The sequence below is a fragment of the Sorangium sp. So ce367 genome (genome assembly GCF_051520455.1).
Lineage (GTDB): Bacteria > Myxococcota_A > Polyangia > Polyangiales > Polyangiaceae > Sorangium > Sorangium cellulosum_B.
In genome coordinates this window covers 10337528-10361274 of the sequence record NZ_CP150334.1, presented here as the reverse complement: position 1 = coordinate 10361274, position 23747 = coordinate 10337528, and the positions used below count along the sequence as shown (strand labels likewise).

The 23747-nt window shown below is 71.1% G+C and carries 18 protein-coding genes; 11 read left to right on the top strand and 7 right to left on the bottom strand.

The window, feature by feature from the left end; all coding sequences use genetic code 11:
- Positions 1–87: 87 nt before the first annotated feature.
- Both WME97_RS39275 and WME97_RS39270 read right to left on the bottom strand, forming a co-directional pair.
- On the bottom strand, positions 88–1149 hold the full coding sequence (locus tag WME97_RS39275) for a glycosyltransferase family 2 protein (RefSeq protein WP_437545332.1): 1062 nt from the start codon (positions 1147–1149) through the stop codon (positions 88–90).
- Between the two features lie 200 nt (positions 1150–1349).
- Positions 1350–2165: a hypothetical protein gene (locus tag WME97_RS39270; protein ID WP_437545330.1), complete on the bottom strand. Its 816-nt coding sequence runs from the start codon at positions 2163–2165 to the stop codon at positions 1350–1352.
- 329 nt (positions 2166–2494) lie between these two features.
- Here WME97_RS39270 and WME97_RS39265 point away from each other — a divergent pair, with 329 nt between their 5' ends.
- Positions 2495–3238, top strand: a complete 744-nt coding sequence (locus WME97_RS39265; protein ID WP_437545328.1) for a DUF434 domain-containing protein — start codon at positions 2495–2497, stop codon at positions 3236–3238.
- A 16-nt stretch (positions 3239–3254) separates the two neighbouring features.
- On the opposite strand, the gene WME97_RS39260 is transcribed toward WME97_RS39265, so the two are convergent.
- Positions 3255–4214, bottom strand: coding sequence for an NAD-dependent epimerase/dehydratase family protein (locus WME97_RS39260; RefSeq protein ID WP_437545326.1), 960 nt, complete (start codon positions 4212–4214; stop codon positions 3255–3257).
- 664 nt (positions 4215–4878) lie between these two features.
- Between WME97_RS39260 and WME97_RS39255 the strand changes: the two genes are divergently transcribed.
- Both WME97_RS39255 and cysK read left to right on the top strand, forming a co-directional pair.
- A complete protein-coding gene (locus tag WME97_RS39255; protein WP_437545324.1) occupies positions 4879–5949 on the top strand; it encodes a sulfate/molybdate ABC transporter ATP-binding protein in 1071 nt (356 codons plus the stop codon).
- 51 nt (positions 5950–6000) lie between these two features.
- A complete protein-coding gene (gene cysK, locus WME97_RS39250) occupies positions 6001–6957 on the top strand; it encodes a cysteine synthase A (protein WP_437545322.1) in 957 nt (318 codons plus the stop codon).
- Positions 6958–7042: 85 nt separating this feature from the next.
- Here cysK and WME97_RS39245 read toward each other — a convergent pair whose 3' ends face one another.
- On the bottom strand, positions 7043–7576 hold the full coding sequence (locus WME97_RS39245) for a hypothetical protein (protein WP_437545320.1): 534 nt from the start codon (positions 7574–7576) through the stop codon (positions 7043–7045).
- A 91-nt stretch (positions 7577–7667) separates the two neighbouring features.
- Here WME97_RS39245 and WME97_RS39240 point away from each other — a divergent pair, with 91 nt between their 5' ends.
- From WME97_RS39240 to WME97_RS39210, 7 genes are all read left to right on the top strand, one after another.
- On the top strand, positions 7668–8732 hold the full coding sequence (locus WME97_RS39240; RefSeq protein ID WP_437545319.1) for an AAA family ATPase: 1065 nt from the start codon (positions 7668–7670) through the stop codon (positions 8730–8732).
- A gap of 56 nt (positions 8733–8788) precedes the next feature.
- Complete coding sequence (locus WME97_RS39235) at positions 8789–10867, top strand: hypothetical protein (protein ID WP_437545317.1); 2079 nt, start codon at positions 8789–8791, stop codon at positions 10865–10867.
- The gene (locus WME97_RS39230; RefSeq protein WP_437545315.1) at positions 10864–12102 is read left to right on the top strand and encodes an ABC transporter ATP-binding protein; all 1239 of its coding nucleotides are present in this window, start codon (positions 10864–10866) and stop codon (positions 12100–12102) included. The genes WME97_RS39235 and WME97_RS39230 overlap by 4 nt, the downstream gene beginning before the upstream one ends.
- Positions 12099–13847 carry an ABC transporter permease gene (locus WME97_RS39225; RefSeq protein ID WP_437545313.1) on the top strand — a complete coding sequence of 583 codons (1749 nt, stop codon included), beginning with the start codon at positions 12099–12101 and terminating at the stop codon, positions 13845–13847. Before WME97_RS39230 ends, WME97_RS39225 begins: the two co-directional genes overlap by 4 nt.
- Positions 13848–14141: 294 nt before the next feature.
- Positions 14142–15332: a serine/threonine-protein kinase gene (locus WME97_RS39220; RefSeq protein ID WP_437545311.1), complete on the top strand. Its 1191-nt coding sequence runs from the start codon at positions 14142–14144 to the stop codon at positions 15330–15332.
- Positions 15333–16208: 876 nt separating this feature from the next.
- Positions 16209–17444: a hypothetical protein gene (locus WME97_RS39215; protein WP_437545310.1), complete on the top strand. Its 1236-nt coding sequence runs from the start codon at positions 16209–16211 to the stop codon at positions 17442–17444.
- A 139-nt stretch (positions 17445–17583) separates the two neighbouring features.
- Positions 17584–18444 carry a hypothetical protein gene (locus WME97_RS39210; protein ID WP_437545308.1) on the top strand — a complete coding sequence of 287 codons (861 nt, stop codon included), beginning with the start codon at positions 17584–17586 and terminating at the stop codon, positions 18442–18444.
- 39 nt (positions 18445–18483) lie between these two features.
- Here the strand turns inward: WME97_RS39210 and WME97_RS39205 are convergent, their stop codons facing one another.
- Positions 18484–20343, bottom strand: a complete 1860-nt coding sequence (locus WME97_RS39205; RefSeq protein WP_437545307.1) for a hypothetical protein — start codon at positions 20341–20343, stop codon at positions 18484–18486.
- 207 nt (positions 20344–20550) lie between these two features.
- Positions 20551–21063 carry a hypothetical protein gene (locus tag WME97_RS39200; RefSeq protein ID WP_437545305.1) on the bottom strand — a complete coding sequence of 171 codons (513 nt, stop codon included), beginning with the start codon at positions 21061–21063 and terminating at the stop codon, positions 20551–20553.
- Positions 21064–21478: 415 nt separating this feature from the next.
- On the opposite strand from WME97_RS39200, the gene WME97_RS39195 reads away from it, so the two are divergent.
- Entirely contained in the window at positions 21479–22408 is a 930-nt protein-coding gene (locus WME97_RS39195) for a transposase (RefSeq protein ID WP_437545303.1), read from the top strand.
- Positions 22409–22592: 184 nt separating this feature from the next.
- Here WME97_RS39195 and WME97_RS39190 read toward each other — a convergent pair whose 3' ends face one another.
- The gene (locus WME97_RS39190) at positions 22593–23480 is read right to left on the bottom strand and encodes a hypothetical protein (RefSeq protein ID WP_437545301.1); all 888 of its coding nucleotides are present in this window, start codon (positions 23478–23480) and stop codon (positions 22593–22595) included.
- Between the last annotated feature and the right edge of the window lie 267 nt (positions 23481–23747).

Sequence of the window (23747 nt, the reverse complement as noted above, 5' to 3'; positions counted from 1 at the left end):
AGCGAGGCGCCGCGGAGCAGAGGGCCTGAAGCGAGGGGAGGCGCCCGGACGCGGGGACCCAGGACCGATCGAGGCGAGGCTCGGAGATCACTCGAACTCCTCGCGGATGGGCGGCTCGTCTGCCAGGTGGCGCTGCTGCATCTGGAAGGTGAGGAACTCGCCGATGAAGCCCATCGAGAAGAACTGGATGCCGAGGAGGATCATCAGCACGCCGAGGAGGAGCAGCGGCCGGTCCCCGATCTTGTGACCGAGCAGCCAGAGGAACGTCAAATACGCGTTGATGGTCACGCCGGTCGCCGCGAAGACCAGGCCGATGAGGCCGAAGAGGTGCATCGGCTTCTTCGAGTAGCGCGTGAGGAACATGACGCTGAGCAGGTCGAAGAAGCCGCGCAGGATGCGCTCCAGTCCGTAGCGCGAGGCGCCGTACTTGCGGGCGTGGTGGCGCACCGGGATCTCCGTGACGCGGAAGCCTTGCCAGGCGGCGAGCGCCGGGATGTACCGGAAGAGATCTCCGTAGATCGGGATGGTACGCAGCACCTCGCTACGGTAGGCCTTGAAGCCACAGTTCATGTCATGGAGCTTCACGCCCGTGACCGCGCGGACGGTCCCGTTGAAGATCCGCGACAGGACGAGGCGATTGGCGGGGTCGAGGCGGTTGACCTTCCAGCCCACCACGACGTCGAGGCCCTCCTCGACCTTGGCGATGAAGCTCGGCAGATCGGCCGGGTCGTCCTGGAGATCGGCATCCATCGTGACGACCACGGCGCCCCTCGCCTTGCGGAACCCGGCCGTGAGCGCCGTCGCCTTGCCGAAGTTCTTCCGCAGCCGGATCCCCTTCACGACCGGGTTCTCCGCGCGGATCCTGGAGATGACGCCCCAGCTGTTGTCCGTGCTGCCGTCGTCCACGAAGATGAGCTCGTAGGAGAAGCGGCCCTTCAAGGCCTGATCCACCCGCTGCGCGAGCTCCATCAGGCTCTCCGCCTCGTTCAGCCCCGGGACGACCACCGAGACGTGCGGCGCCGCCGAGGCGGCCGGCGCGATGGAAGGCGCCATGAGGCTCGGGCGAGGATCGAAGGCGGCGAGGCCGAACGTCGCGCGGTCCTCCGGAGCCTCGTGAGGGGCAGGTGTGGGGGGCTGGTCCACAATCACGGCGGCGGAGGATAGCAGAACGTCACGAGAAGGCGCGGTTCCGTCCGAGAACGCGCTGCAAGCGCGACGGCAACGAGGGCAGGACGTGCTGCCGGTCACCGGCAGGGGAGAGGGATGCGCTGCGGGATGCTGGCAGGGGGAGCGGGAAGCGTTGCCGGGGGCTGGCGCGGGGCGAGGCGCGTCTTGAGGTGCCGGACGCCTCAGGCGGGAGTGCTCTCCGGCCCGTCGAGCCGTGGCGACGGTGGTTCCGCGGTGGCCGTGTCGCCCTTCTCGTCGGCCGTGAGGGCGCGCTGGGGGCTCCGCTCGAGCAGCGCCAGGAAGGGCGCGTGGAGCGCCTCGAGGAGCTCGCGCTGCTTGCCGCTCGGCGTGTGCTCGATCAGCCAGCTGATCTCGTCGTGGATGGCGTTGAACGCCGACGCACACGCGGTCATCGCCTCGAGGATGCGCTTCGAGCGCGCGATCGCGCGCGTCTGGCCGGAGCTCCGGCCGAGCCCCCTGGCGAGCGCCGCTGTCGCCTCCTCGATGCGCTTCAGGTACGCGCCGGCGCCGATCTTCTTCACGTCGGCGGAGCGCGGCGCCTTGCTCGCGATGGCGACCTGGCGCCAGCCGAAGTCGACCTCGGCGTCGTACCCGTACTGGGTCTGCTCGGTGCCAGCCCCCGCGAGCAGCGCGCCGCGCAGCCGGATCGCCGCGTCGCGGTGGGCCGGATCCCTGCCCTCGGCCGCCGACGCGAGGAACAGGTGCAGCGCTCGTTGGGCAGCGTCCCACGCCGCGTCGAGCTCGGCGAGCGCCGCGGTCGACGCCACCCCGAGCGCCTCGTCGAGCGCCGCGATGCTCCAGAGCGCGCGCAGCTTCCAGACCACCGGCCTCGGCGCCTCGAAGAGCAACGCCGTCGGGACGCGGCTCGGGACGTCGTACCTGCCGATCAAGACGCCCTTCCACGCGCCGTGCTCGAGATCCCGCGCGAACGCGCTGAACGCCTTGTCCGTGACGAAGCTGTATCCGTGGGCTGCCATCGTTCGCTCTCAGCTCCTCCCCCAGAAACCGCGCATTTTAGCGAGCCGCGCGCGCTCTGCCGCAAGCGCTTTCCTCCAGGCGCCCGGTCGGGGCCTTGCTCGGTTCGCGCCGGGCGAGCGGGGCGCCGAGGCGCGTTCCGTGCAAGAGCACGCGCCGCTGGAGCAGCGGCTCCTGGGGTGGAGGCTGCTCGCTCGCGGCGATCGAGGCGCGGAGCGACCAGGCGACCTCCGCGACACGAGCGCTCGGAGGCGACCCGGGTGTGGTAATCGAGTCGCGTGGGGGAGCCGACGGCGTGACAGCGTGCTGATGCGCCGAGGAGGAGGGTGACGTGGCGGGCGAACACAGCGGCGCGGCGCGCGGCGGACACCCGGACGACGAGCGGCTGTTCGGCCCCGATGCCGTCCGGACGCTGCGGGTGGCCTTCGAGGAGGTGACATGGCTCCTTGGCCGCGGCTATCCGCTGCGCACCGCGATCCGGACCGCCGGCGATCACCACCAGCTGGCCGCACGCCAGCGCCTCGCGCTGCAGCGGGCGGCTTGTTCGGACGCGCAGCGGGCGTCGCGCCTCGCGCGCTGCGCCCCGTCCTCGTCGCTCCAGGGCGCGGAGGCGAACATCGATGGCTTCAACCTGATCATCACCCTGGAGGTGGCGCTCGCGGGCGGGCTGCTGGTGCGCGGGCCGGAGGGGGCGCTGCGCGATCTCGCGGGGCTGCGCGGCAGCTACGCGCCGATCGCGGAGACCGACGCAGCCATCGATCGGATCGGCGACGCGCTGTCCGGCGCCGGCGCGGCGCGCGCGCGCTTCCTCCTCGACGCGGCGATCCCCAGCTCCGGGCGGCTGCGCGCGCGGATCCTGGAGCGGCTCGGGGGCGCGCCCCTCTCGATCGAGGCGACGCTCGTCCCCGATCCCGACCGCCTCCTCGCGGGGGCGGCGGGCGTGATCTCGTCCGACAGCGTCGTCCTCGATCGCTGCGTGCGCTGGGTCAACCTCGCGGACGAGATCGTGGGCGCGCGCGTGCCGGCGGCGCGCGTGGTCGAGCTCGTCCCTCGCGGAGGGGATGCCGGCGCGTGAGGGCGCGGAGCGCCCGTCACCGGCAGAGCCCGAGCCGCCTCGTTTGCCAGGCGACCTGCGCCGCGAGCCCCTCGCGCAGGGGCACCCGGGGCACGTACCGGAGCGCCGCCTGCGCCGCCGCGGTGTCCGCCCAGGTGCGCCGGACGTCGCCGGGCTGCGGCTCTCCCCGCTCGACGCGCACGGGTCCTGCGAGCTCCCCCAGCAGCCCAAGCGCGTCGTTGAGGCTCACCCGCGAGCCGCCGCCGATGTTGAACACGCCGACCGCGCCGCCCTCCATGGCGTCGACGTTGGCCTGCACCGCGTCGCTCACGTACGTGAAATCGCGCGTCTGCTCGCCGTCGCCGTACACGCGGACCGGCTCGCCCTTCAGCACGGCGGCGATGAACCGGTGAAACGCCATGTCGGGGCGCTGCCTGGGACCGTACACCGTGAAGTACCGGAGCGAGATCGTGGGCAGGCCGAAGTTGCGCCGGTACAGCTCGCAGAGCTGCTCGGCGGCGAGCTTCGTCACCCCGTAGGGTGAGTGGGGGGCGGTCCGGCTGGATTCGTGCATGGGTACGTCCCCCGTGTCGCCGGAGGGGTCGCCGTAGACGGAGGAGGACGAGGCATAGACGAGCTTGCGCACCTGGCCGTGCGCCCTGGATGCCTCCAGCAGCCGCTGGGTCGCGAGCACGTTGTCGCGCAGGTAGACCTCGAAGCTCTGTCCCCAGCTCGGGCGCACGCCCGCCTGCGCCGCCTGGTGGAAGACGACCTCGCGGCCCGAGAGCAGCGGGCGGAGATCGTCTGTCGCGAGGTCGGCCGTCGAGAGCGAGAAGCGCGGTTCGCCGCGCAGCCGTGCCAGGTTCCCCTCCTTGAGCTCGCGGGCGTAGTAGTCGGTGAAGCGGTCTACCCCGAGCACCTCGTGCCCGAGCTCGATCAGCCGCTCCGCCAGGTGGGAGCCGATGAATCCGGCCACCCCCGTCACCAGACAACGCATCCGCCTTCCGTCCTGGTCCTGCCGCGTCGCGGCTTCGCGTCCTCGTCCAGCCGCGCCGCGGGCTCCGGTCCCGGGCCTGCCGCGTCGCGGCGCGGCGATGCTAGCACCTCGGGCCGTCCGTTGAGTCGGGCAGCAGCCGCCCGCGCGAAGCCCGCCACGCCGCTGAGCTCGCTCCGGGGTTCGGGAACCGACCGAGGTTGGAGATAGGGGACCGACCGAGGTTGGGGACCGGGTTGCGGAGCGACAGCGGACCGACCGAGGTTGTGGAGACCGGGACCGACCGAGGTTGGGGACCGGGGTGCGGAGCGACAGAGGTTGAGACCGACCGAGGTTGGGGAGCGGGGACCGACCGAGGTTGGGACCGTGGCATGGGGACCGGGACCGAGGTTGAGGACTGACCGAGGTTGAGGACCGACCGAGGTTGAGGACTGAGCGACCCGGGAGGGGGACGGCCTGAGCACCGGCTCCGCGCTTCCTGTCCTCTGTCAGTCTTCTTGCATCAGCTCGCCCTCACCCTTTCTTGCAAATACACCCACCTTTCCGATGTGTATTTCTGAATCTGGTTGCGCCTACCCGCTCGGCAGGCGACGCTGGTGCGCGCTCGGGCCCTCGCTTTTTCTGTCCGAGGCGCGATCGAGACGGGTCGGAAGGCTAGCTGTTGCTTATGGGAATTGTTGTCGAGCGGCTCACGAAGCGGTTCGGTCCGAACAAGGTGGTCGATGACGTCTCGTTCGAGATCGAGAGCGGCGCGCTGGTCGCGCTCCTCGGGCCGAGCGGAGGTGGCAAGAGCACCGTCCTGCGCATCATCGCCGGGCTCGAGAGCCCCGACTCCGGCGAGGTCGTCCTGAACGGCAAGAACGCGACCACCACCCGCGTCCAGGACCGGAACATCGGCTTCGTCTTCCAGAACTACGCGCTGTTCAGGCACATGAGCGTGCGCGACAACATCGGCTTCGGCCTCAGCATCCGGAAGCGGCCACGGAAGGAGATCGCGACCACCGTCGACGAGCTCCTCAGCCTCGTGCAGCTCGACGGGCTCGGCGGCAGGTTCCCGCACGAGCTGTCCGGCGGCCAGCGGCAGCGCGTCGCGCTGGCGCGCGCCCTCGCGCCAGGCTCGTCGCTGCTCCTGCTCGACGAGCCGTTCGGGGCGCTCGACGCCAAGGTCCGCCTCGAGCTGCGCGAGTGGATCCGGAGGCTCCACAAGGAGCGAGGGATCACGAGCGTCTTCGTGACCCACGATCAGGAAGAGGCGATGGACCTCGCCGATCGGGTCATCGTGCTGCACAAGGGGCGGGTCGAGCAGATCGGCACCCCGGAGGAGATCTACGACCGGCCGGCGACCGAGTTCGTCGCGAGCTTCGTCGGGTCGATCAACGTGCTCAAGGGGGAGGTGCGCGACGGCCAGGCGGCGCTCGGTACCCTCGCGGTGCACGCTCCCCCCGGGACCGACGACGGCGCGAGCGTGCACGCCTTCGTGCGTCCGCACGACATCGAGGTCCACACCCGGATCGACTCCTCGAAGACGCCCGCCGCCGACGACGCCAGCGTCGCGCGCGTCGAGCGGCTGTCGCGGGTCGGGTGGATGGTCAAGGCGGAGCTCCGCCTCTCCGACGGCCAGCCGCTCTCTGTCGAGCTGACCAAGGATCGCGTCGCCGAGCTCGGCCTGTCCGAGGGGGACAGGGTGCTGGTAAATCTCCGAGACGCCAAGATCTTCGTGCAAGATTACTCCATCTAGCCCGCTGGCCGGCGCTCCCGTCTGGCCAGCGGCCATCACGGGAGGCGGCACGTGGCTTCAATCTTCGACGACATCGCGGCGACGATCGGGCGCACCCCCCTCGTCCGCCTGAGCTCTGCGGGCAAGGGTCTGCGCGCCGAGCTGATCGGCAAGGTCGAGAGCCGGAACCCAGGCGGCAGCGTCAAGGATCGCATCGGCCTCGCGATGGTCGAGGACGCGGAGCGGCAGGGCAAGCTGAAGTCCGGGAGCGTCCTCGTCGAGCCGACGAGCGGCAACACGGGCCTCGCGCTGGCGATGATCGCCGCGGCCAAGGGCTACCGGCTGATCCTCACGATGCCCGAGTCGATGAGCCCGGAGCGGATCGCGCTGCTCAGGGCGTTCGGGGTCGAGGTGCTGCTGACGCCCGGGTCGCTCATGGTGCAGGCCGTCGCGCGGGCGCGGCAGATCGTGGAAGAGACGCCCGGCGCGGTGATGCTCCAGCAGTTCGAGAACCCGGCGAACCCCGCCGCGCACCGCGTGACGACCGCGCGCGAGATCTGGGAGGACACGGACGGGACGGTCGACGTCGTGGTCGCCGGCGTGGGGACCGGCGGGACGATCACCGGCGTGGGCGAGGTGCTCAAGCAGAAGAAGCCGGGCGTGAAGATGATCGCGGTCGAGCCCAAAAACGCGGCCGTGCTGAGCGGCGGCCGCGTGGGCGCGCACCTGATCCAGGGCATCGGCGCGGGCTTCGTCCCGAAGATCCTCCGGCGCGAGCTCATCGACGAGGTGGTGCCCGTGTCCGAGGACGAGTCGTTCGAGGCCGCGCGCCGGCTCGCCAAGACCGAGGGCATCCTCGTCGGCATCTCCGGCGGCGCGGCGATGGCGGCGGCGCTGTCGATCGCGGCGCGCGACGAGATGCAGGGAAAGAGGATCGTGGTGATCCTTCCCGACGGCGGGGAGCGCTACGTCACCTCGCCGCTCTTCAAGGAGCTCGTCGGCTGCGCTCGCGCGGCCGTGCCCCGCTGAACCGCCAGGGGAGGCAGCCGCACATCGGGTCGCCTTCCCTGCAGAAGCGCTCCGTCTTCCTGGGCGCCTGCGGCGAGCGGCGCGATCACTCGATGCGGACGGCGACGAGGACCTTCATCCACACCCCTTCGGGCGGGATCGTCTTCGTCAGATCGACCTTGCCTTCCCAGTCGACGTGCACCGTGTAATCGCCGCTCTCGTCGTCCTTGTAGAAGAAGGGCCGGATGTCGTCGTGATAGACCCGATCGAGCGGGACGATGCGCTCCCCGGTAGGCATCGGCGCCTTCTTGGCGACGACGGTCGACTTGCCGTCGACGACGGCCGAGGCGGAGACGCTCTTGAGGAAGGTGAGGTCAGGCACGTTGTCGTCGCGTGCTTCCAGCCGGATGTACATGAGCTCGGCCCTGTCGACGGAGTTCGGGTCCTCCGAGACGGAGAGCTCGCTCCATCCGGAGAAGGTCGACTGCGAGGTGGGCTTCACGAGGAACTTGGTCTCCACCTCATGCTCGCCGACGACCGAGGCACAGGCGCTCGCGCCGAGCGACAGCGCCACGGTGAGCGCCGCGCCGCTGCGCGCGGAGAGGCAGAGCGAGGCGAGCCCACGGCGACAGGTCAACATAAGCATCCTCATTCGCAAGACATAGCATGTGGCGAGGTCCGATCGACGCGCGGGGCGCGGCCGGCTATCGTCGTCGGCCGAGGGCGACCAGATGGCGGCGGAATCAGGCGCGGGTATTGACGGCGGGCAGGGCACGGCCCCTGCGTCCTTCGAGGCGAGGCTCGAGCTCGCCCAGCGGACGAGCGCGCGGCTGCGAGAGGCGATCGGGCAGGCCGTGGTCGGGCAGGACGACGTCATCGAGCAGACGCTCTGGGGGATCCTCGCGGGAGGGCACGTCCTCCTCGAGGGGGCGCCCGGGCTGGGAAAGACGCTCCTCGTCAGGACCATCGCCGGCTGCCTGGATCTCGCGTTCTCGCGCATCCAGTTCACCCCGGATCTCATGCCGAGCGACGTGACGGGCACGAACGTGCTCGTCGCGGCGGCGGACGGCTCGCGCCACTTCTCGCTGCACAAGGGGCCGATCTTCGGGCAGGTGATCCTGGCCGACGAGATCAACCGGGCGACGCCGAAGACGCAGAGCGCGCTGCTCGAGGCCATGCAGGAGCACGCGTGCACCATCGCGGGCACGCGGTACGCGATGGAGGAGCCGTTCTTCGTGCTGGCCACCGAGAACCCGATCGAGATGGAAGGGACCTACCCGCTGCCCGAGGCGCAGCTCGATCGGTTCCTGCTCAAGGTGCTCGTGCCGAGCCCGACCGAGGATGAAATGACCGAGATCATCGCCCGGACCACGGGCCACGATCGCGGGCCGCCGCCGCGGGTGCTCACCCGCGACGACGTGCTCTCGCTGCGATCGCTCTGCCGCGACATCGCGGTCGCCGAGCCGGTCATGCGGTACGCGTCGCGGCTCACCCGCGCGAGCGATCCGGCCGCCGAGGGGGCGCCCGAGATCGTGCGGAGGTCGCTCCGGTTCGGCGCCGGCGTGCGCGGCGCGCAGTCGCTGGTGCTGGCCGCGAAGGCCGTGGCGCTGCTCCAGGGAAGGGCGCACGTCGCCTTCGCCGACGTGCAGCGGGTCGCGAAGCCGGTGCTCCGCCACCGGATGATCCGGTCCTTCGAGGGCGAGGCGGAGGGGATCACGACGGATCAGGTGATCGCGGCGCTCCTCTCCGCGATCGAGGCGCGGCCCGAGCCCGTGGCGCAGGCGATCCGGCGATGAGGCGCGCGGAGGAGCCGCGGGGGCAGGCGATCCGGAGCGGGTCGCCGAGGAGAGGCGTGAAGGGCCTTGCGGCGGCGGCGTCGCTCGCGGCGCTCTTCTCGGCGGGGCCCGCGTCCGGGCAGGCGCCGACGCTGCCGACCGCGACGGCGCTCGTCGTCGACGTGGCGCCCGTGCTCGGGACGAGCGGCGGGGTGCCCTGGGGCTGGAACCAGGTCGTCGTGCGCATCCAGAACAACGGCGGCCGGGCGGCCAGGGGCGAGGTCGAGGTCGAGTCGAAGCGCTACTCCGATGAGCGCGTCTTCGTCGCGTCGGCGCCTTACGCGGTCGGGGCGGGCGCGTCCGTCGACGTGCGCGTTCCGGTGCACGTGTCCCCTTTCGGTGACGTGCAGGTGCGGGCGCTCGATGAGGGCGGAGCGCAGGTGTCGTCGCAGGGGCTCTCGTCGACCTCGCAACACGCGGTGGTGCTCTTCGACGTCAGCGAGAGGTCACTGCTCCGCGGGGGCCTCCACGACGCGCCGATCGCGCCGCTGTACATATCGACCAGCCGCGCGCCCGGGGGGACGCCGAGCCCTGTCCTCTGGGTCGGGCAGCCTCGCTTCGACAGCGCCACCGGCGACCCGCTGCTGCCCGACCGGGCGGCCCTGTACAACGCGGCGGACGCCGTGCTCATGCGCACCGACACGCTGTCCAGGCTGAGCGGCTCCGAGCTCGAGGCGCTCGCCGGCTTCGTCCTCTCCGGCGGCACGCTGGCGCTGTCCGTCGCCCGCCCCGAGGATCTGCGGCACCCGACGCTCGCGGCGTTCGTCGGCGGTGAGGTCGCGAGGGCGGCCATCGCGCCGCCCACCCTCGCGGAGATCGCGCCGCCCGGCGGCTCCAGCGGCTTTGGCAAGCAGGGCAACGTGCTCCTGCCCGCGCCGAGCGCGACCCCCGCGGTGGCCGAGTCGCTCTGCGGCTGGTCGGGCGGCAACCTGCGCGGGAGCGCGTATGGCAGCTCGGCGTTCTACGGCCTCGGCGAGGTGCACCTGCTCGCGTTCGACCCCACGCGCTCGCCCGCGGCCAGCGACCCGTGGGTGAAGATCCGGGTGGCCGATCTCGCTCGCCGAGCCTACGACCGTCGCTCCACCGTGGCCTTCCGCCCGGGGGAGGATGCGATGGGCGTCGACCTCGAGCCGGTGCGGCGGGAGCTCGATCCGAACGAGAGCTCCCGCTGGGCGATCGGGGTCTCCGCGCTGCTGCTCTGCATTTACGCGGTGCTCGCCGGTCCGATCAATTTCTCGCGCGCCGCGCGGCAGGGGAGGCCGCTCCGCGCGCTCTGGTACCTGCCGGTGGCCGCGGCGGTCACGTTCGCGGTGATCGTCGGCGTGGGCCTGCTCGCGAAGGGGGTGCGCGGCCGGGCGCGCCACCTCACGCTGATCGAGGCGGGGGCCGGCATGACGAAGGGGGCGGTGCGCCGGTTCCGGGGCTTCTTCGTCGCCAGCGCGGAGGAGCTCACGGTCCGCACGACCGACGCGAGCGGCGTGATCAGCACGGCGGTGGTCGCCGAGCTCTCGGAGCGGCGCGACCGGTTGCTCGTGGATCGCGACGGGGCCCGGCTGACGAAGGTCGCGGCGCTCCCCTGGCAGACGGTGATCGTGCGTGAGGACGGGGCCGCGTCGCTCGGCGACGGCATCGCGATCGTCGCCGATCCCAGCGGCGACGTCGTCGTGAGCAACCGGAGCGGCCGCGATCTCCGGGCCGGCGTCCTGTGGCTACCGGAGGGCGCGGCCCGCTACTTCGCCCGCATCGGCGACGGGGAGAGGGTCTCGTCGCGCGCGGGGGTCGATCTCGCGGCGCGGAGCGAGGGGCAGGGCTGGCTCTCGCACGCGGGCTTCGGGCGGCGGGTCGGCGGCATGGACGTCCACGACCTCGGCGGGAGGCTGCTGGCTCCGCTCCTCGAGCCCGACGCGCCGGGGCTAGGCGCTGCGTGGCTGGCCATCGAGGTGGCGGCCGGTGGATCGGTCGACTGGTTCCCGGCCGGCGTGCCCGTGCTGTTCGGCCAGCTCGACGGCGGCGAGGGGCGCGCGAGCGACTCCGGGTTGCGGATCGACAGCGACCGCGTGCTCGTGCGGGTCCTGGGCTACGGAGGCCGGCCGTGAGCGCGGCGCTCGGCGGCGCTCTGCCCTCCGGGGCGCAGATCGAGCGGCCTCGGCCGACGATCCGCGTCCGGCACCTCTCGCACCGCTTCGGCGCGCTCGACGTGCTGAAGGACGTCACCTTCGACGTGGGCCCCGGCGAGATCTTCGGCTTCATCGGGCCGAACGGCGCGGGCAAGACGACGACGATCCGGGTCATGGCGACCTTGCTCGAGCCCATGGCAGGGCGGGTCGAGATCGACGGCGTCGACGTGACGATCGACCCCGCGGCTGTCCGCCGCAGCATCGGGTACATGCCGGATCACGCCGGCGTCTACGACAGGATCACGGTGCGCGAGTACCTCGAGTTCTTCGCGGACGCCTTCAGGGTTCCGTCGCTCGACGTGGTCGACGCCGTCCTGGAGCTGACCGACCTCGGCAAGATCCAGGACCGGATCGTCGCCACGATGTCGAAGGGGATGAAGCAGCGCCTCCAGCTCGGGAGGATCCTGCTGCACGATCCGAAGGTCCTTATCCTGGATGAGCCGGCGAGCGATCTCGATCCGCGCGCGCGCATCGAGATCCGCGATCTCTTGCTCGAGCTCCGGAGCCTGGGGAAGACGATCTTCCTCTCGTCGCACATCCTCACGGAGCTCTCCGACGTGTGCACGTCGATCGGCATCCTCGAGAAGGGCCGCCTCGTCGTCGCCGGGCCGATCGGGGAGATCGCCGCGCGCCTCGAGGCGGTGCGCGCGGCGCAGGCGCACGGGCACGCGCCGCCTCGCCATGGCGCAGCGCCGGGCGCGTACGGGCCGCAGGCGCACGGGCACGCGCCGCCGCGGCACGGACCCGAGGCGGCCACGCCCGACGGCGCGCCGGTGGATCCGGCCGCCGTCGATCGCGCGCAGGCCGGCGGTCCGCCGCCCGGGTACGGCCCGCACCCGCCGCACGCCGCTGCGCCGGCGAGCGCGGGGCAGGCGGCCTATCCGGCGCTCTCGCAGATCTCCCGGCGCAGGGTCAAGGTGCGGGTCCTCGGCGATCCCGAGGCAGCGGCCTTGCTGGTCAGGGGCGGGCCCGGGATCACCGACGTCGACATCGTCGCCGGAGCCGTGCACGTCGGTTACGTCGGCACCGACGTGAAGATCGCCGAGATCGTCCAGCACCTCGTGCGCAGCGGCGTCGGCGTGATCGGCGTCGAGCCGGAGCGCAATGAGCTCGAGAGGATCTTCCTGGAGGTCACGCAAGGAGAGGTGCAGTGAGCGTGCAGACTGGCACATTGCCGCCCGCCGGTCCGGCGTCGCAGCGGCTCGTCGATCGGGCGCGGCATCGCGTGGGGCGCATCCTGGGCGAGCCGAACCCGATCTGGATCCGCGAGCTCAAGCAGGCGGCGCGCCTCGCCCGCACGCCGATCATCCTGCTGGTGCTGGCCGTGCTGATGGCGCTGCTCGTGGCGACCATCGGCGGCATCGCGGCCAAGGAAATCGCGCCTGCGAAGACGGGCGTGATCCTGTTCCAGGTCTTCTTCTCGCTCGCGTACTTCGTGGTGGCGCTGGTCGGGCCGGCGGTCGCCGCGAACAGCATCGCCTCGGAGCGCGAGGGGCGCACCTGGGAGGCGGTGCTCCTGACGGGCATCCCGCCCGGCGAGATCGCGCGAGGCAAGTTCCTCGCCGCTTACACGGCGATCTCGATGTACGTGGTGATGCTCGCGCCGGTCGGGGCGCTGCCGTTCCTGTTCGGCGGGATCACCGCGATGGAGGTGGTGATCGCCTTCCTGTTCCTCTTCTTGATCGCGCTGCTCAGCGTGGCCTTCGGCCTGGCGCTCAGCTCGAAGATGGGGAGCCTGCGCGCGGCGATCCTCGTCACGCTGCTGCTCGCGTTCCCGCTGTCGATCGGCCTGTTCTCGGCGGGCGGCTCGGGGCTCTCGTACGTGGCTCACCTGGCCTGGCCGGAGGTCCCCGAGGGGCTGCCCATCTGGCTCCCGATCGCCTACCAGCGCGCGCCGCTCGGCCTCGATTACGTGCTCTTCCTGATCCTCCTTCCGATCGCGGCGGTCGGCATGCCCGCGTGGTTCCTGTACCAGGTGACCGTCGCGAACCTCACGAGCGAGAGCGACGATCGATCCTCCGGGCTGAAGACGTGGTTCGCGGTCTGCGCCCCCGTGACGACCGCCGCCGTCGCGGTGCCGGCGTTCGCGGTGGACGCCTCCGATCGCCTGCCCGCGATCGTCGCGGGCGTGTGTGTGGCGCTCTCGTTTCTGATCTTCTGCGTGTTCCTCTTTGCCGGAGAGCCGATCGGCCCATCGCGCCGCGTCGAGGTGCACTGGGCTCGGAGCCGCGCCAGCCGGCTGCGTCGCTTCTTCGGCCCCGGCGTGATGCGCTCGGCGTACCTCCTCCTCGCGGTGGGGGTTCCCGCCATCGCCGCGCTCTGGGTCGTCGGGCACCGGCTGAGCCTCGGCGTGCCCGTCCCGACGCCGGAGATCCAGGCGCAGCAGGTCCAGCACGTCGCCGTCTACGCGCTCGCCGTCTACGTGTTCCTCGTCGGGCTCGGCGCGTTCCTTCGCGCGCGGATCGCCTCGCCCCTGGTCACGCGGGCGCTTCTCCTGACGCTGCTCTTCACGATCGCGGTCGGCCCATGGATCGTCGCCGCCATCGCCGGCCTCGTCGCGGAGCTCGACACGAGCGAGAGCGCTCTCCTCGTCGCGGCCCCGTCGCCGTTCTATGCGTTCGTGATGCTCTCCAAGGCCGATCAGGGCGACGCGGGGTCTGTCATGGCCGCCGGGTACACGGCCGCAGCTGGCTGGGTCGCCGTCGGGCTCGGCCTGCTCTCCGCGGCCCGCGCGCGCTGCGCTGCCGTCGTCGCGCAACGCGAGGTGGCCTTCGCCGAGACGGACGCGCTCCTCGCCCGGGAAGACGAGGCGGCGCTCGCGGCGGAGCAGGCAGCGCCGCCGCACGCGGCCACGCCCGAGCACGCGGAGCCAGGGAGCGCCGCGGGCACCGCCGCCTGATCACGGGGCGTGATCGCGGCGCGCTCCGAAATCGTACGTGCACGTCTCTTTGCGTGGAAATTTGGAGCGCGTCCGGGGAATGCAGCAGGATGCGCTGCGCGCGGATCTGTCGAAATCTTGGGCGTGCTGTGGCGAGCGTGTGAGAAGAGCGCTCGCGCGCTCGAGGTCCGGGAGCGAGAGGGGATCTCGATTCCTCGCGTCGTGTGACGACGGCGGCACCACCTCGACCCGCAGAGGATGGCCTTGCCTTCGCACGAAGACTGCCGATGCGCGGCGCCTGAGCTGAGCGATACCTTGCTGGATGGAACGCCGTACCGGCCTGTGCGCCGGCTCGGGCGAGGGGGGATGGGCGAGGTGATCGAGGCGGCGCACGTGGGCCTCGACAAGCCGGTGGTGGTGAAGCTCTTGCACCGCGACCTGAACCGCGAGCCGCGGCTCGTGGAGCGGATGCGCGTCGAGGCGCAGTCGCTGGCGCGGCTCGCCCACCCGAACCTGGTGACCGTCACCGATTTCGGGCGGACCGCCGAGGGGAGGACGTTCCTCGTCATGGAGCGGCTCTGCGGCCGGACGATGCGCGAGGAGCTCGCGGCGCGCGGCGCGCTGCCTGCGATGGAGGCGCTCGATCTCGTGACGCAGACGCTGGCGGGCCTCGCCGCGGCGCACGGCGCGGGCATCGTTCACCGCGACGTGAAGCTCGAGAACCTCTTCGTGTGCGACGCGGATGCGCAGGGGCGGCGCGTGGTGAAGGTGCTCGACTTCGGCATCGCCAAGGTGGTCGCTCCGCGCGGCGATGGGCGCGCGCCGGCGCCGTCGCTCTATCAGACGGAGGAGGGGGTGCTCGTCGGTACGCCGCGCTATCTCTCGCCCGAGCAGGCTTGCGGGCTCGCCGTCGACGCGCGCACCGACGTGTATGCGGCCGGCGTGGTGCTCTACACGCTGGTCGCCGGTCGCGATCCGTTCGAGCATGTGAGGCGCGTCCACGAGCTCGTGCGCGCCCATGCGAGCGAGGTCCCCGCGCCGCCGTCGAGCCACGCGCCACGACCGGTGCCGCCGGAGCTCGACCGCGCGATCATGAGGGCGCTGGAGAAGAGCCCGGAGCTCCGTTTCCCTGACGCAGCGGCGTTCGCGGCGGAGCTGTCGCGCATCGCCGCAGGGCTTTCGGGAGGGGTGGATGGTGGGTCGGCCATACCGTCCGGGTCGTACTGGCAGCGCACGGCGCCGCTGACGCTGCCGCCGGTCCGGGCGCCGGCGCTCCCACCGACGTTGAGCGCGACCGTGAAGGCGTTCGGCCTCACGGCGCCGTATATGGCAGCGCGGCCCGCCCCAGGGGCTGCGCAGCGGGCCTCGGAGGCGCACAGAAGCAGGCCGCGGCGCGCGCGACGGCCCGCGCGCGCTCAGGCCAGCTGGGCGGCCATGGGATTGCTGGTGGTGAGCGTGGTGCTCTTCGGCTTCACCCTGGCGCTGCTGGTGAGCCTCGTGGGCTGACAGGCGGGTACGGCGTCGTCGCCGCGGATGCTGCCAGGAACGTCACCCGGTGTGACGAACCCGCTACGATGCGGGCTGCAGAATGGGAGCGCCGGCGCTGAGAGGGGCAACCTGGGTCGGAAGGGTCAACCTCGGAGGGGTCAACCTGGTCAACCTCAGGCGCGGTAGAGGTCAACCTGGGTGCGGGCCACGAGGCAAGGCAAGGCAGCTCAACCTGGGTGCGGGCCAGAAGGCAGCTCGGCAGCTCAACCTGGGTGCGGACCGTCGGGTGCGGACCGTCGTGGACCGTGGATGCTGGATGGGTGCAAAAAATCGATGTCGTGGCACGCGGGAATTGGGGCAGCGCAGTGTTGGACAACACGCGCGTGGTTCGGTGAGGAAGCAAGAAGGTGGCCAGGGTCAACTTTGCGCGCCGTCGACCCGCGGAGCCGCGCCTTGCGCGACGTCATGGTCCGCGACATCGGCGCCTTCGGGCATTGGGAGCCGCCGCCGTCACGTCCGTGACGGCGGCGGCTCCCGATGCCCGCGCCCTGCCATGGAGCGGCCTTGGCATCGCTCCGGAGGGGGTGGTGACGCTTGGGTGCGTGGTGGTGGCGGCCGGGTGGAGTATCTTCGGGTCCATGCCGTGGCCCTGTCCCCGAGCGAGCTCCGAGGTACCGTGCGCAGACCAGCGCATGTTCGACGCTGGCCTCCGCCGCCCCCGGGCTCGTCGGAGCGCTGCCGCGGCACCCGCCACGCCGTCTGCGGTGCAGCGGTCGAGGCAGATCACCTCGGGAGCGCGCCCATGACAGCGCGGCGTCTTGTACCGGGGGCTCGATGCGCTGCTGCTCACGTGGGGCAGCAGCGCGCCTTTTGCGCGTGGCGAGAGGGGCAGGCATGACCAACAGGAACGCGAACAAGAGCTCGCCAGGGCAGCCGGCGGCTCAGGGCGCTGCGGGCGACGCCGCGCCGCAGCAACCGACGCTGCCGCAGCAGCCGCCGCGCGGGTACGACACGCCGAATTTTGCATCGCAAGAGCACCCCTCACCGGCGCAACAGCGAGCGCTTACGCAGGAGCCGCGCCGCAGACCTGAGGAAGGGAACACCGGCCCCGCAGCGCCGCCCGCGGAGCGGATGGTGCAGTGGGGCGAGCCCAGGCCGCGGCGCCGCCAGGATCGCGAGGCGGGGCCGAGCGACAAGCAGGTGTACGTTCCTCCGGTCACGCTGCCTCCGAACCGAGAGCACCAGGCGATAGATCAGCAGAAGATCCAGGTAGCGCCGTCGCTGTTGAAGGGCGTCGACGAACGGAACCGGCCGACGATGCGCAGGATCCCTGTGCAGGGGTTGCCGGGCCCCCCGACCGGTGCTCCCGATGGGCAGGGCGGCGCGCGTCCCGGTGGCGTCCGCACGGCCCGCGTCGGTGTGGGCAGCGGCGTCTGGCCGCCGCCCGAAGACGAGTCGTCCGGCTCGCGCGGGCAGTCGTCCCGGAAGCAGCGGCCGATTGCCGCGGCCGCTCCCCCGCCAGCAGCCGGCGCGCCTCGAGCGGGGCTGCAGCCAACCGCGGCGCGGTCCGATGACACCGCGGTGACCGCAGCGGCCGCCGCGGCGGTGCTCGCGGCGCGCCGCCGCCGGGCCCCGCTGGCGCTCTTCGCGTTGCTCGTGTTCCTGGGGAGCGCGACGGTCGCAGGCTTCTGGGTGCTGTGGCGCGCCGCCAATCCGACGAACGAGCAGGATCCTGCGCTGGCCGAGGGCGGCCGCGCTCCCACGCCCGATCCCGCTGGGCTCGCGACGCCCACCCCGAGCGCGCAGCCCGAGCCTCCGCCCCCGGTGGCGATCGAGCCGCCGCCCACCGCAGAGCGACCCGTTCCCGCCGCGCCCGAGCTTCCGACAGCGTCGCCCACGGCGGAGCCGAGCTCGCCGCCCGCTCACTCCACGGCCACGGTCGCCGCCCGTCCGTCATCACCGCGCCCTGCTGTGCAGGTGCGGCGCCCGGTCAAGCCTTCGACGGCGGTGGACGACTTCTACGACTCGGCTGTGAGCCCTCCGATCCCACCCTCGGTCCCGCCGTCCGCGCCCTCTGCGTCGCCCACAACGCCCCCGGGGACGACCGCTCCCCCGCGTCCGTTCCCCTGAGGCGTCGCCTCTCCGGATTGCATTCCTCCCGCCAGCCACCATGCGAAAGCCATTCTTGAAATACCTGTCTCTACTCCTCCCGTGCGCGGCGGTTCTTCTGGGGCCGAGCGTCGCGAGCGCGGCCGGCGAGGCTCGGCTGATGCCGAACTCTCCGACCGACGCCCCGCCTGCGACGTCGCGCGCGGGTGAGCGCGCCGCGCAGCTCTACCGGGAGGGGAACAGGTTCTACGATGAAGCGCGATTCGCCGAGGCCGAGGCGCGTTATCAGGCGGCGTGGGATCTCCAGCAGAGCTTTGACGTGGCCGGCAACCTCGGGAACGTCGAGCTGGAGGTGAACCAGCCCCGCGAGGCGGCCGAGCACCTCCTGTACGCGCTCAATATCTTTCCGCTCGGCGAGAAGGCAGAGAAGAAGAGCTTCCTGCAGAAGCGCCTCGCCGTCGCCAGATCGCAGGTCGGCGCGCTTCGCATCAGCGTGAACGTCGACAATGCCGAGGTGCTCGTCGACGGCAAGGTCGTCGGGCATTCGCCCCTCGACACCCAGGTGTTCGTCGATCCCGGCAAGCGCAGGATCGAGGCACGCCGCGCTGGCGCCAGGACGTCGACGTCGCTGCTCGTGGCGAGGGGCTCGGACCAGAGCATCGCTCTCAGCCTGGATTCGGGCCCGAACATTCCGCTGGTGGTCGCGGGCGGGGCCGTCGGGCTGCTCGGGCTCGCGTCGGGCGTGACCTTCGCGATCCTCTCCACGGCAAAGGGCGAGTCCGCAGCGACGGAGCCGTTCGGCAGCGAGAGGCGCACCGACCTGCGCGACGCCCAGACCACGCTCGCCAACGTCTCGTTCTGGAGCTTCCTCGGCGGCGGCGTGGTGCTCGCGGGGACGGCCTTGTACGCGTTCTCCACGTCGAGCCGCACGCCGGTCACGAAGGCCGGGCTCCCCCGGCTGTATGCCGCGCCCTTCGTGAGCGCGGAGGCGAACGGCCTGCTGCTGGGCGCGAGCTTCTAGGCCGGTGGGCGCTGCGCGCTCCACGTCCCGTCCCCGGACTCAGCGCGGCTGGAAGTAACGGCCTACCTGCTCGCGGTACTCCTCGGGGACATCGCTGCGCTCGACACCGCCGACCTCCTGGGGACCCACGACACCGAGCGCGCTCTCGCCGCGCACGTTGGCGGTGTCTCCGGCGCGCCCGGCTGCTCGGCCCGTCACGATCCCCGGCATCGGCCTACCCGGGTTGAGCCTCGCGCTGGCCTGTGAGCGCAGCTCACCCCCGGCGATCGCGCCGGTCTGCCCTTCGTGGCTGCCCGAGCCGCCGCCCTCCGAGTGACCTGGCTGCGCCGACCCCTGCTTGCCGGCCCCGCCCCCGGACGAGCCCTGCTGCCCGCCCTGTCCGCGCTCCTGGCCGCCCAACCCCGGTTGGCCTGACCCGCCTGCGATCGGCACCGGGAGCGGCGTCCCCCCGAGCTGCCCCTCGGCCTCGCCCGCCCCGCGCTGTGCATCGTCGAGCGCTCGTTGGCGCTTCGATTCCTCGCTGCTCGGGCTCCCCTCCTGGGCCATCTGGCGCAGCTGCTCCTCGAGCTGCTGCTGTCCGTCCGGCGTCTCGATCTGCCGTGCGAGCTCGCGCATCTGCTCCTTCGACATGGGCTCTCCGAGCGCGCTCTCGGGGGACTGCGCCATCCGCTGCTTCAAGCGGCCGGCGAGCCGCTTGCGCTCCTCGGGGCTCAATTTTTCGAGCGCCTTCTCGAGGCTGCCAGCAAGCCGCCGCGCGTCGCGGTCGCTGCCGGTCCGGGCGAGCTCGCGGAGCGCGTCGCGCCCCTCGTCGCCGAGCCCGTCGCCGAGCGCCTCCGCCAGCTCCCTCAACGCGTCGGCCTGCTTGCCGCGCTGATCCAGCAGCTTGCGCTGGTCCTCGAGCGCCTTCGCCACGCCGGGGGCGCCGGCCTTCTTGGCGGCTTCGGCGGCCTCCTCGAGCGCCTTCCTGGCCCGTTCGCGGTCATCCCGTTCGAGCTTGTTCGCGAGCCGCGCCATCTCCTCGTCGAACGCCACGAGGTCGCGATCGCCGAGCGCCTTCGCAGCCCGCTTCAGCTGGGGGTCTTCTCCGAGCTTGCCGAGCGCCGACTCCATCCCATGACGCTGCTCGCCCTCGCCGAGCGATAGCCGCTCGGCCGTGATCGCGTCGCGGAGCCTGCCGAGCTCGGCCTGCGCTTCGCGGCGCTCGACGCCGCTCTTCAGCTTTTCGCGGAGCCTCTTCGCGTCGTCCGAGAGCTTTTTCAGCCGATCGTGTTGCTCTGCGTCCCGAGCGTCGATCTCGGAAAGCTGGACCACCCGCCCGAGGCCGGCGATCTCGGCGAGGCGCACCTGTTCGGCCCCGGGTGGGGGCGCTGCTGCCGCGGGCGCTGGTGGCAGGGGAAGCCAGCTGAGATAGCCAATGGCCGCTGCCGCGAGGGGCGCTCCGGCATGCCAGCGTCGCCCCAGGGGCGCGCGGACCTGCCGGGCGGTTGCGGCATCGAGGGCCGCGGTCGCATGGGCGAACACCACCTCGCGGGCCGCGGATGCGATGGCACGGGGCGCGCCGTCCACCGCGTCCTCGGCTGCTGCGAGCTCAACGGCCGTGGAGACCGACTCGGCGGAGCCGAGCTTGCCGTCGAGAAACAACGCGACGTTCGGGTCATTCCACCGGCGCCGGCGCGCCACCGCTGCGCCGGCCACGGCGCCGAGCAGGCCGCCCGCGGCCATCCAGGGGCGCAGCGCGCCTTGCCGCATGTGCCAGGCGACCGCCGCGCCTACCGCGCCGAGCATCATCCCAGCGGCGGCGCCGGTGAGGACCAGATCGAGCGCGAGCCGCCGCCGGACGCGGTGAGACCACCGAGCGAACGCGGCGCTGAACCTCCGCCGGGGAGACGCATCGACCATGGATCGAGGTGTACCTGCGGGCCGGCGCGCCGGCCAGAGCTGCTTCGGGGCGCTCCTCCAAGCCTCATTGCGGCACGCCGTGCCCGACGTCGCGCCCGGTGCGAGCGCCTCGCGCTCTGTGGGGACGCCCTGTGGAGCGGCGTCGGTCATTTTGCGCCACGACGCGCCGCGGAGGAGCTGTCCTCGGACATATCGCGCCCCGCCCCCTCAGGGGACGAAGCACCATTTCAAGTGGAATGACGCGAACTCGAGGCGCGCTGGGACAACGTCCTGGGCAGCGCCGAGCAAGTTCAGGCCACAGTCAGCGAAAGAGAACCTGCATTCGTGCGAGTCCTCGGACGATGTCCAGAGCGTCGCGTGGCAAGAGCCATAGAAAAGCGCATCGTCGACGTACATTCGCATGTTCACGACAGCAGCGTCGCCGCCCTTGCGCTTGCTGCCGAGCAGATGGAGATCGAGGTAGTAGAAGCCCCTCCTGTCCTTCGAGTGATCCACCAGCTCCAGATTGGTTTCGCCATTGAGGCGGGAGCAGTCAACGTCCCAGCTGTCGTCGAATCCGGCGACAGGCAGCTTGCCGCTATCCCCCGTGTCAAGCACCAAGCTCTCCCCGTTCACGGTCATGACCGCCACGCCGTACGCTTCAGGAATTTCCGGGCTAGTAGAGCACCCGAACGGCGAGAGCGACAGCACGAGGCCTTGGGCGAGGAGGGGTCGGTGCATGGGAGTTCTCCAGCAGCATGGCGGGCGAGAGCATCGCACGAGGTCGACAACCATGAACGCGCGCAATGTGGTTGATCCATGCGCCGTGCCAGATGTCAACCGGAAACGGAGGCCCCTGTTGGGCCCGTGCCGGGCTGACTGCGGGGCTGACCGATGCGGGGCTGACCGACGTTGCGGGGCTGACCGACGTTGCCGTTGACTGTCGACCTGACCGACGTTGCCGGTTTGCCGGCCCGGCGTGTCTGACCGACGTTGCCTTGGTGGTGAGACCCGATACGTGTTGTCTACGAGGCGGTCCCAGGCAAAGGCCATGGCGGGCGCCGGCGGAAAACGGGATCCGCCAGGATCTCGAAGATTCAAGTATGCGAAATCATTGGCTACAAGCCCCGGCACGCGTTTGGCATAGTCGGCAGCCATGAGCCAGCCTCGCGCTATCGTTGCAGGCGCCACCTATCTCCTCACGCGACGCGCGTTGCGGCGACACCTCCTCTTCCGACCGGACGCCGCGATTACTCAGCTGATCACCTATGCACTCGCGGTTTCGGCCAGGCGCTACGGCGTTCGCCTGCATGCGTTGTGCGCCATGTCCACGCACCTGCACATCGTCGTCACTGACGTCGAAGGCGTGCTTCCGCGATTCCTGCAGCTGTTTCATCGCCTCGTGGCGCTGGGGACCAAGGTGCTCCGAACCTGGGAGGGGCCGGTCTGGGGCCACGAAGCGACCAGCGTTGTTCGCCTCTTGACGCGGACAGCTGTGGTGGAGAAGATTTCATATTCACTGGCGAACCCGGTGGAGGCGGGGTTGGTGCGACGTGCGAAGGAATGGCCGGGAGCGAAGGTGCTCGTCAACGAAATCGGCCGCGGCGAGCTGCGGGCGAGGCGTCCTGACGTCTACTTTGCTTCGGGCAATCCCGCATGGCCCGAGGACGCCGCCATTGCGATCTCGCTTCCGCCAGCTGTGGCGGATGATGACGCGGACGCCTTCCGGCGCGAGGTGGCGGCGGAGCTGGAGCGGAAGGAAGCCGAGGCGCACGCCGCGATGCATCGAACTGGCCGTGGTTTCCTCGGCCCCGAGCGCGCATGCGCGGTGTCGCCCGACGCTCGCGCGACGAGCTTCGAGGCGCCCCGCGGCCTCAATCCAACGTTTGCGGTGGGGAGGGGACATGCAGACGCACGAAGGACCGCGGTTGCCGCTGTCCGGGCATTCCGCGCAGCGTACCGAGCGTACCGCGAGGCGCTTCAACGATGGCGTGCAGGGCTGCGCAGCGCGGTGTTTCCGGCAGAGACGTGGTGGATGCGCGTATTCCATGGGGTGGCCGTGAACGATGATCCGCTCGTGTCGTAAAAGGAACGGTCGAAATGCCGACGCGCCACCTGGGCTGCTCGACGAGGGCGAGTAAGCGGCAGACGCCCTCCGTTCGCGCGCATGAACGCGTACCTCGTTTTCGTGTGAAGCTACACGTCAAGGGCGCCGGGATTGCGTGAGCCGGCCTGGTGGTCGAGGAAGCGCGGGCGGTCCGTGCGCGTCGCTACAACGGTAGGGGAAGCTCGATATACGGCTCCGTGATCCGGCCGACGACGATATCGCGCACCTGCGTCCCATAGTAGGTCGATCCCGATTGCGTGCTCCAGGCGTGTCCCACGATCGTCCCGTTGCTGTTGGCATAGAGGCGCATGACACCCCTGCCAACACCCGCGTGCCAGGAGCCGTCCGCGTTGCGCCGGGTGTCGGTTGTCCCGTGGCCCGTGGTGCTCGAGTCTAGGACGAGGAGCGAGTACTGTATCGTCCCCGTGACGAACGGATAGGTCGCCACGCGTGGCACTGCAGCGCCTGCCGCGATGGCGACGTGCCCGCTCGCCGTGCTCCCCGCCGGATACTCGATCGCGACGATATCGCCGGCCTCGATCTCGCTCACCGTCACGATCTGCTCGAACCCGACCTCCTCGATGATCCTGTCGTGGTACAGCGAGGCGTTCGGGCTCATGCTGCCGAACCATGTGTTGATGTCGTAGACGGACAGCTGATACGCCTGCTTGAGGACGTTCGTGACGAACGACGCGCACAGGCTGCGGCTCCGATAATCGGGGGCTCCTCCGACGCCGGCCCAATAAACATAGGTCGTGCCGCTTCCGTATTCGTTGTTCACCGGTGCGATGTGGGTCACGAGTGTGTCGGCCCAGTACAAATGGCCCGGCTCTCCGGCCGTCTGGCCCTCTGCCGGGCGCGGCGCGAGCAGGCTCACCCCGGCCAGAACGACGCCCGGGAGCGCGCGAACAGCGGCTCTCGAGCTCATGCGCTTCAATGCATTCATGATTTCCTCCCGTGTGGAATCGATGGCCCCGCGTAGGCTGGTCACACCGGTGTCGGCCTCGTCGCGGGCATCGCCGCGGAGCGCCGGCAAAGCGAAGTTGCGCACCAAGCCACCGAACATACGCCGAACGAACGATCTCTTCAATCACCGGCACGAAGGCGTCACACGGGCCGTGCGCGATCCTGCGCGGATAGTGTTCCCCTCATTTCCACAGGCTGTCTCCTCGCGGCGACCTCCGTGCACGTCTTCGTAGATCCGCGCGTCGATGCCCACCGCAGGGGCGGCGTGGCGGTGGCGCGGGGATCACGGCCGGTACGGAGAGGGCGCGGCCGGCCGTCGCGACCGACGTTGCTTCCGACGACGGCCGACGCG

Coding starts and splice junctions, on each gene's coding strand:
- WME97_RS39270 (WP_437545330.1), bottom strand. CDS start 2,165: ATGGCAGCCCACGGATACAGCTTCGTCACGGACAAGGCGTTCAGCGCG.
- WME97_RS39260 (WP_437545326.1), bottom strand. CDS start 4,214: ATGCGTTGTCTGGTGACGGGGGTGGCCGGATTCATCGGCTCCCACCTG.
- WME97_RS39255 (WP_437545324.1), top strand. CDS start 4,879: ATGGGAATTGTTGTCGAGCGGCTCACGAAGCGGTTCGGTCCGAACAAG.
- WME97_RS39245 (WP_437545320.1), bottom strand. CDS start 7,576: ATGTTGACCTGTCGCCGTGGGCTCGCCTCGCTCTGCCTCTCCGCGCGC.
- WME97_RS39240 (WP_437545319.1), top strand. CDS start 7,668: ATGGCGGCGGAATCAGGCGCGGGTATTGACGGCGGGCAGGGCACGGCC.
- WME97_RS39215 (WP_437545310.1), top strand. CDS start 16,209: ATGACCAACAGGAACGCGAACAAGAGCTCGCCAGGGCAGCCGGCGGCT.
- WME97_RS39210 (WP_437545308.1), top strand. CDS start 17,584: ATGCCGAACTCTCCGACCGACGCCCCGCCTGCGACGTCGCGCGCGGGT.
- WME97_RS39205 (WP_437545307.1), bottom strand. CDS start 20,343: ATGGTCGATGCGTCTCCCCGGCGGAGGTTCAGCGCCGCGTTCGCTCGG.
- WME97_RS39200 (WP_437545305.1), bottom strand. CDS start 21,063: ATGCACCGACCCCTCCTCGCCCAAGGCCTCGTGCTGTCGCTCTCGCCG.
- WME97_RS39195 (WP_437545303.1), top strand. CDS start 21,479: ATGAGCCAGCCTCGCGCTATCGTTGCAGGCGCCACCTATCTCCTCACG.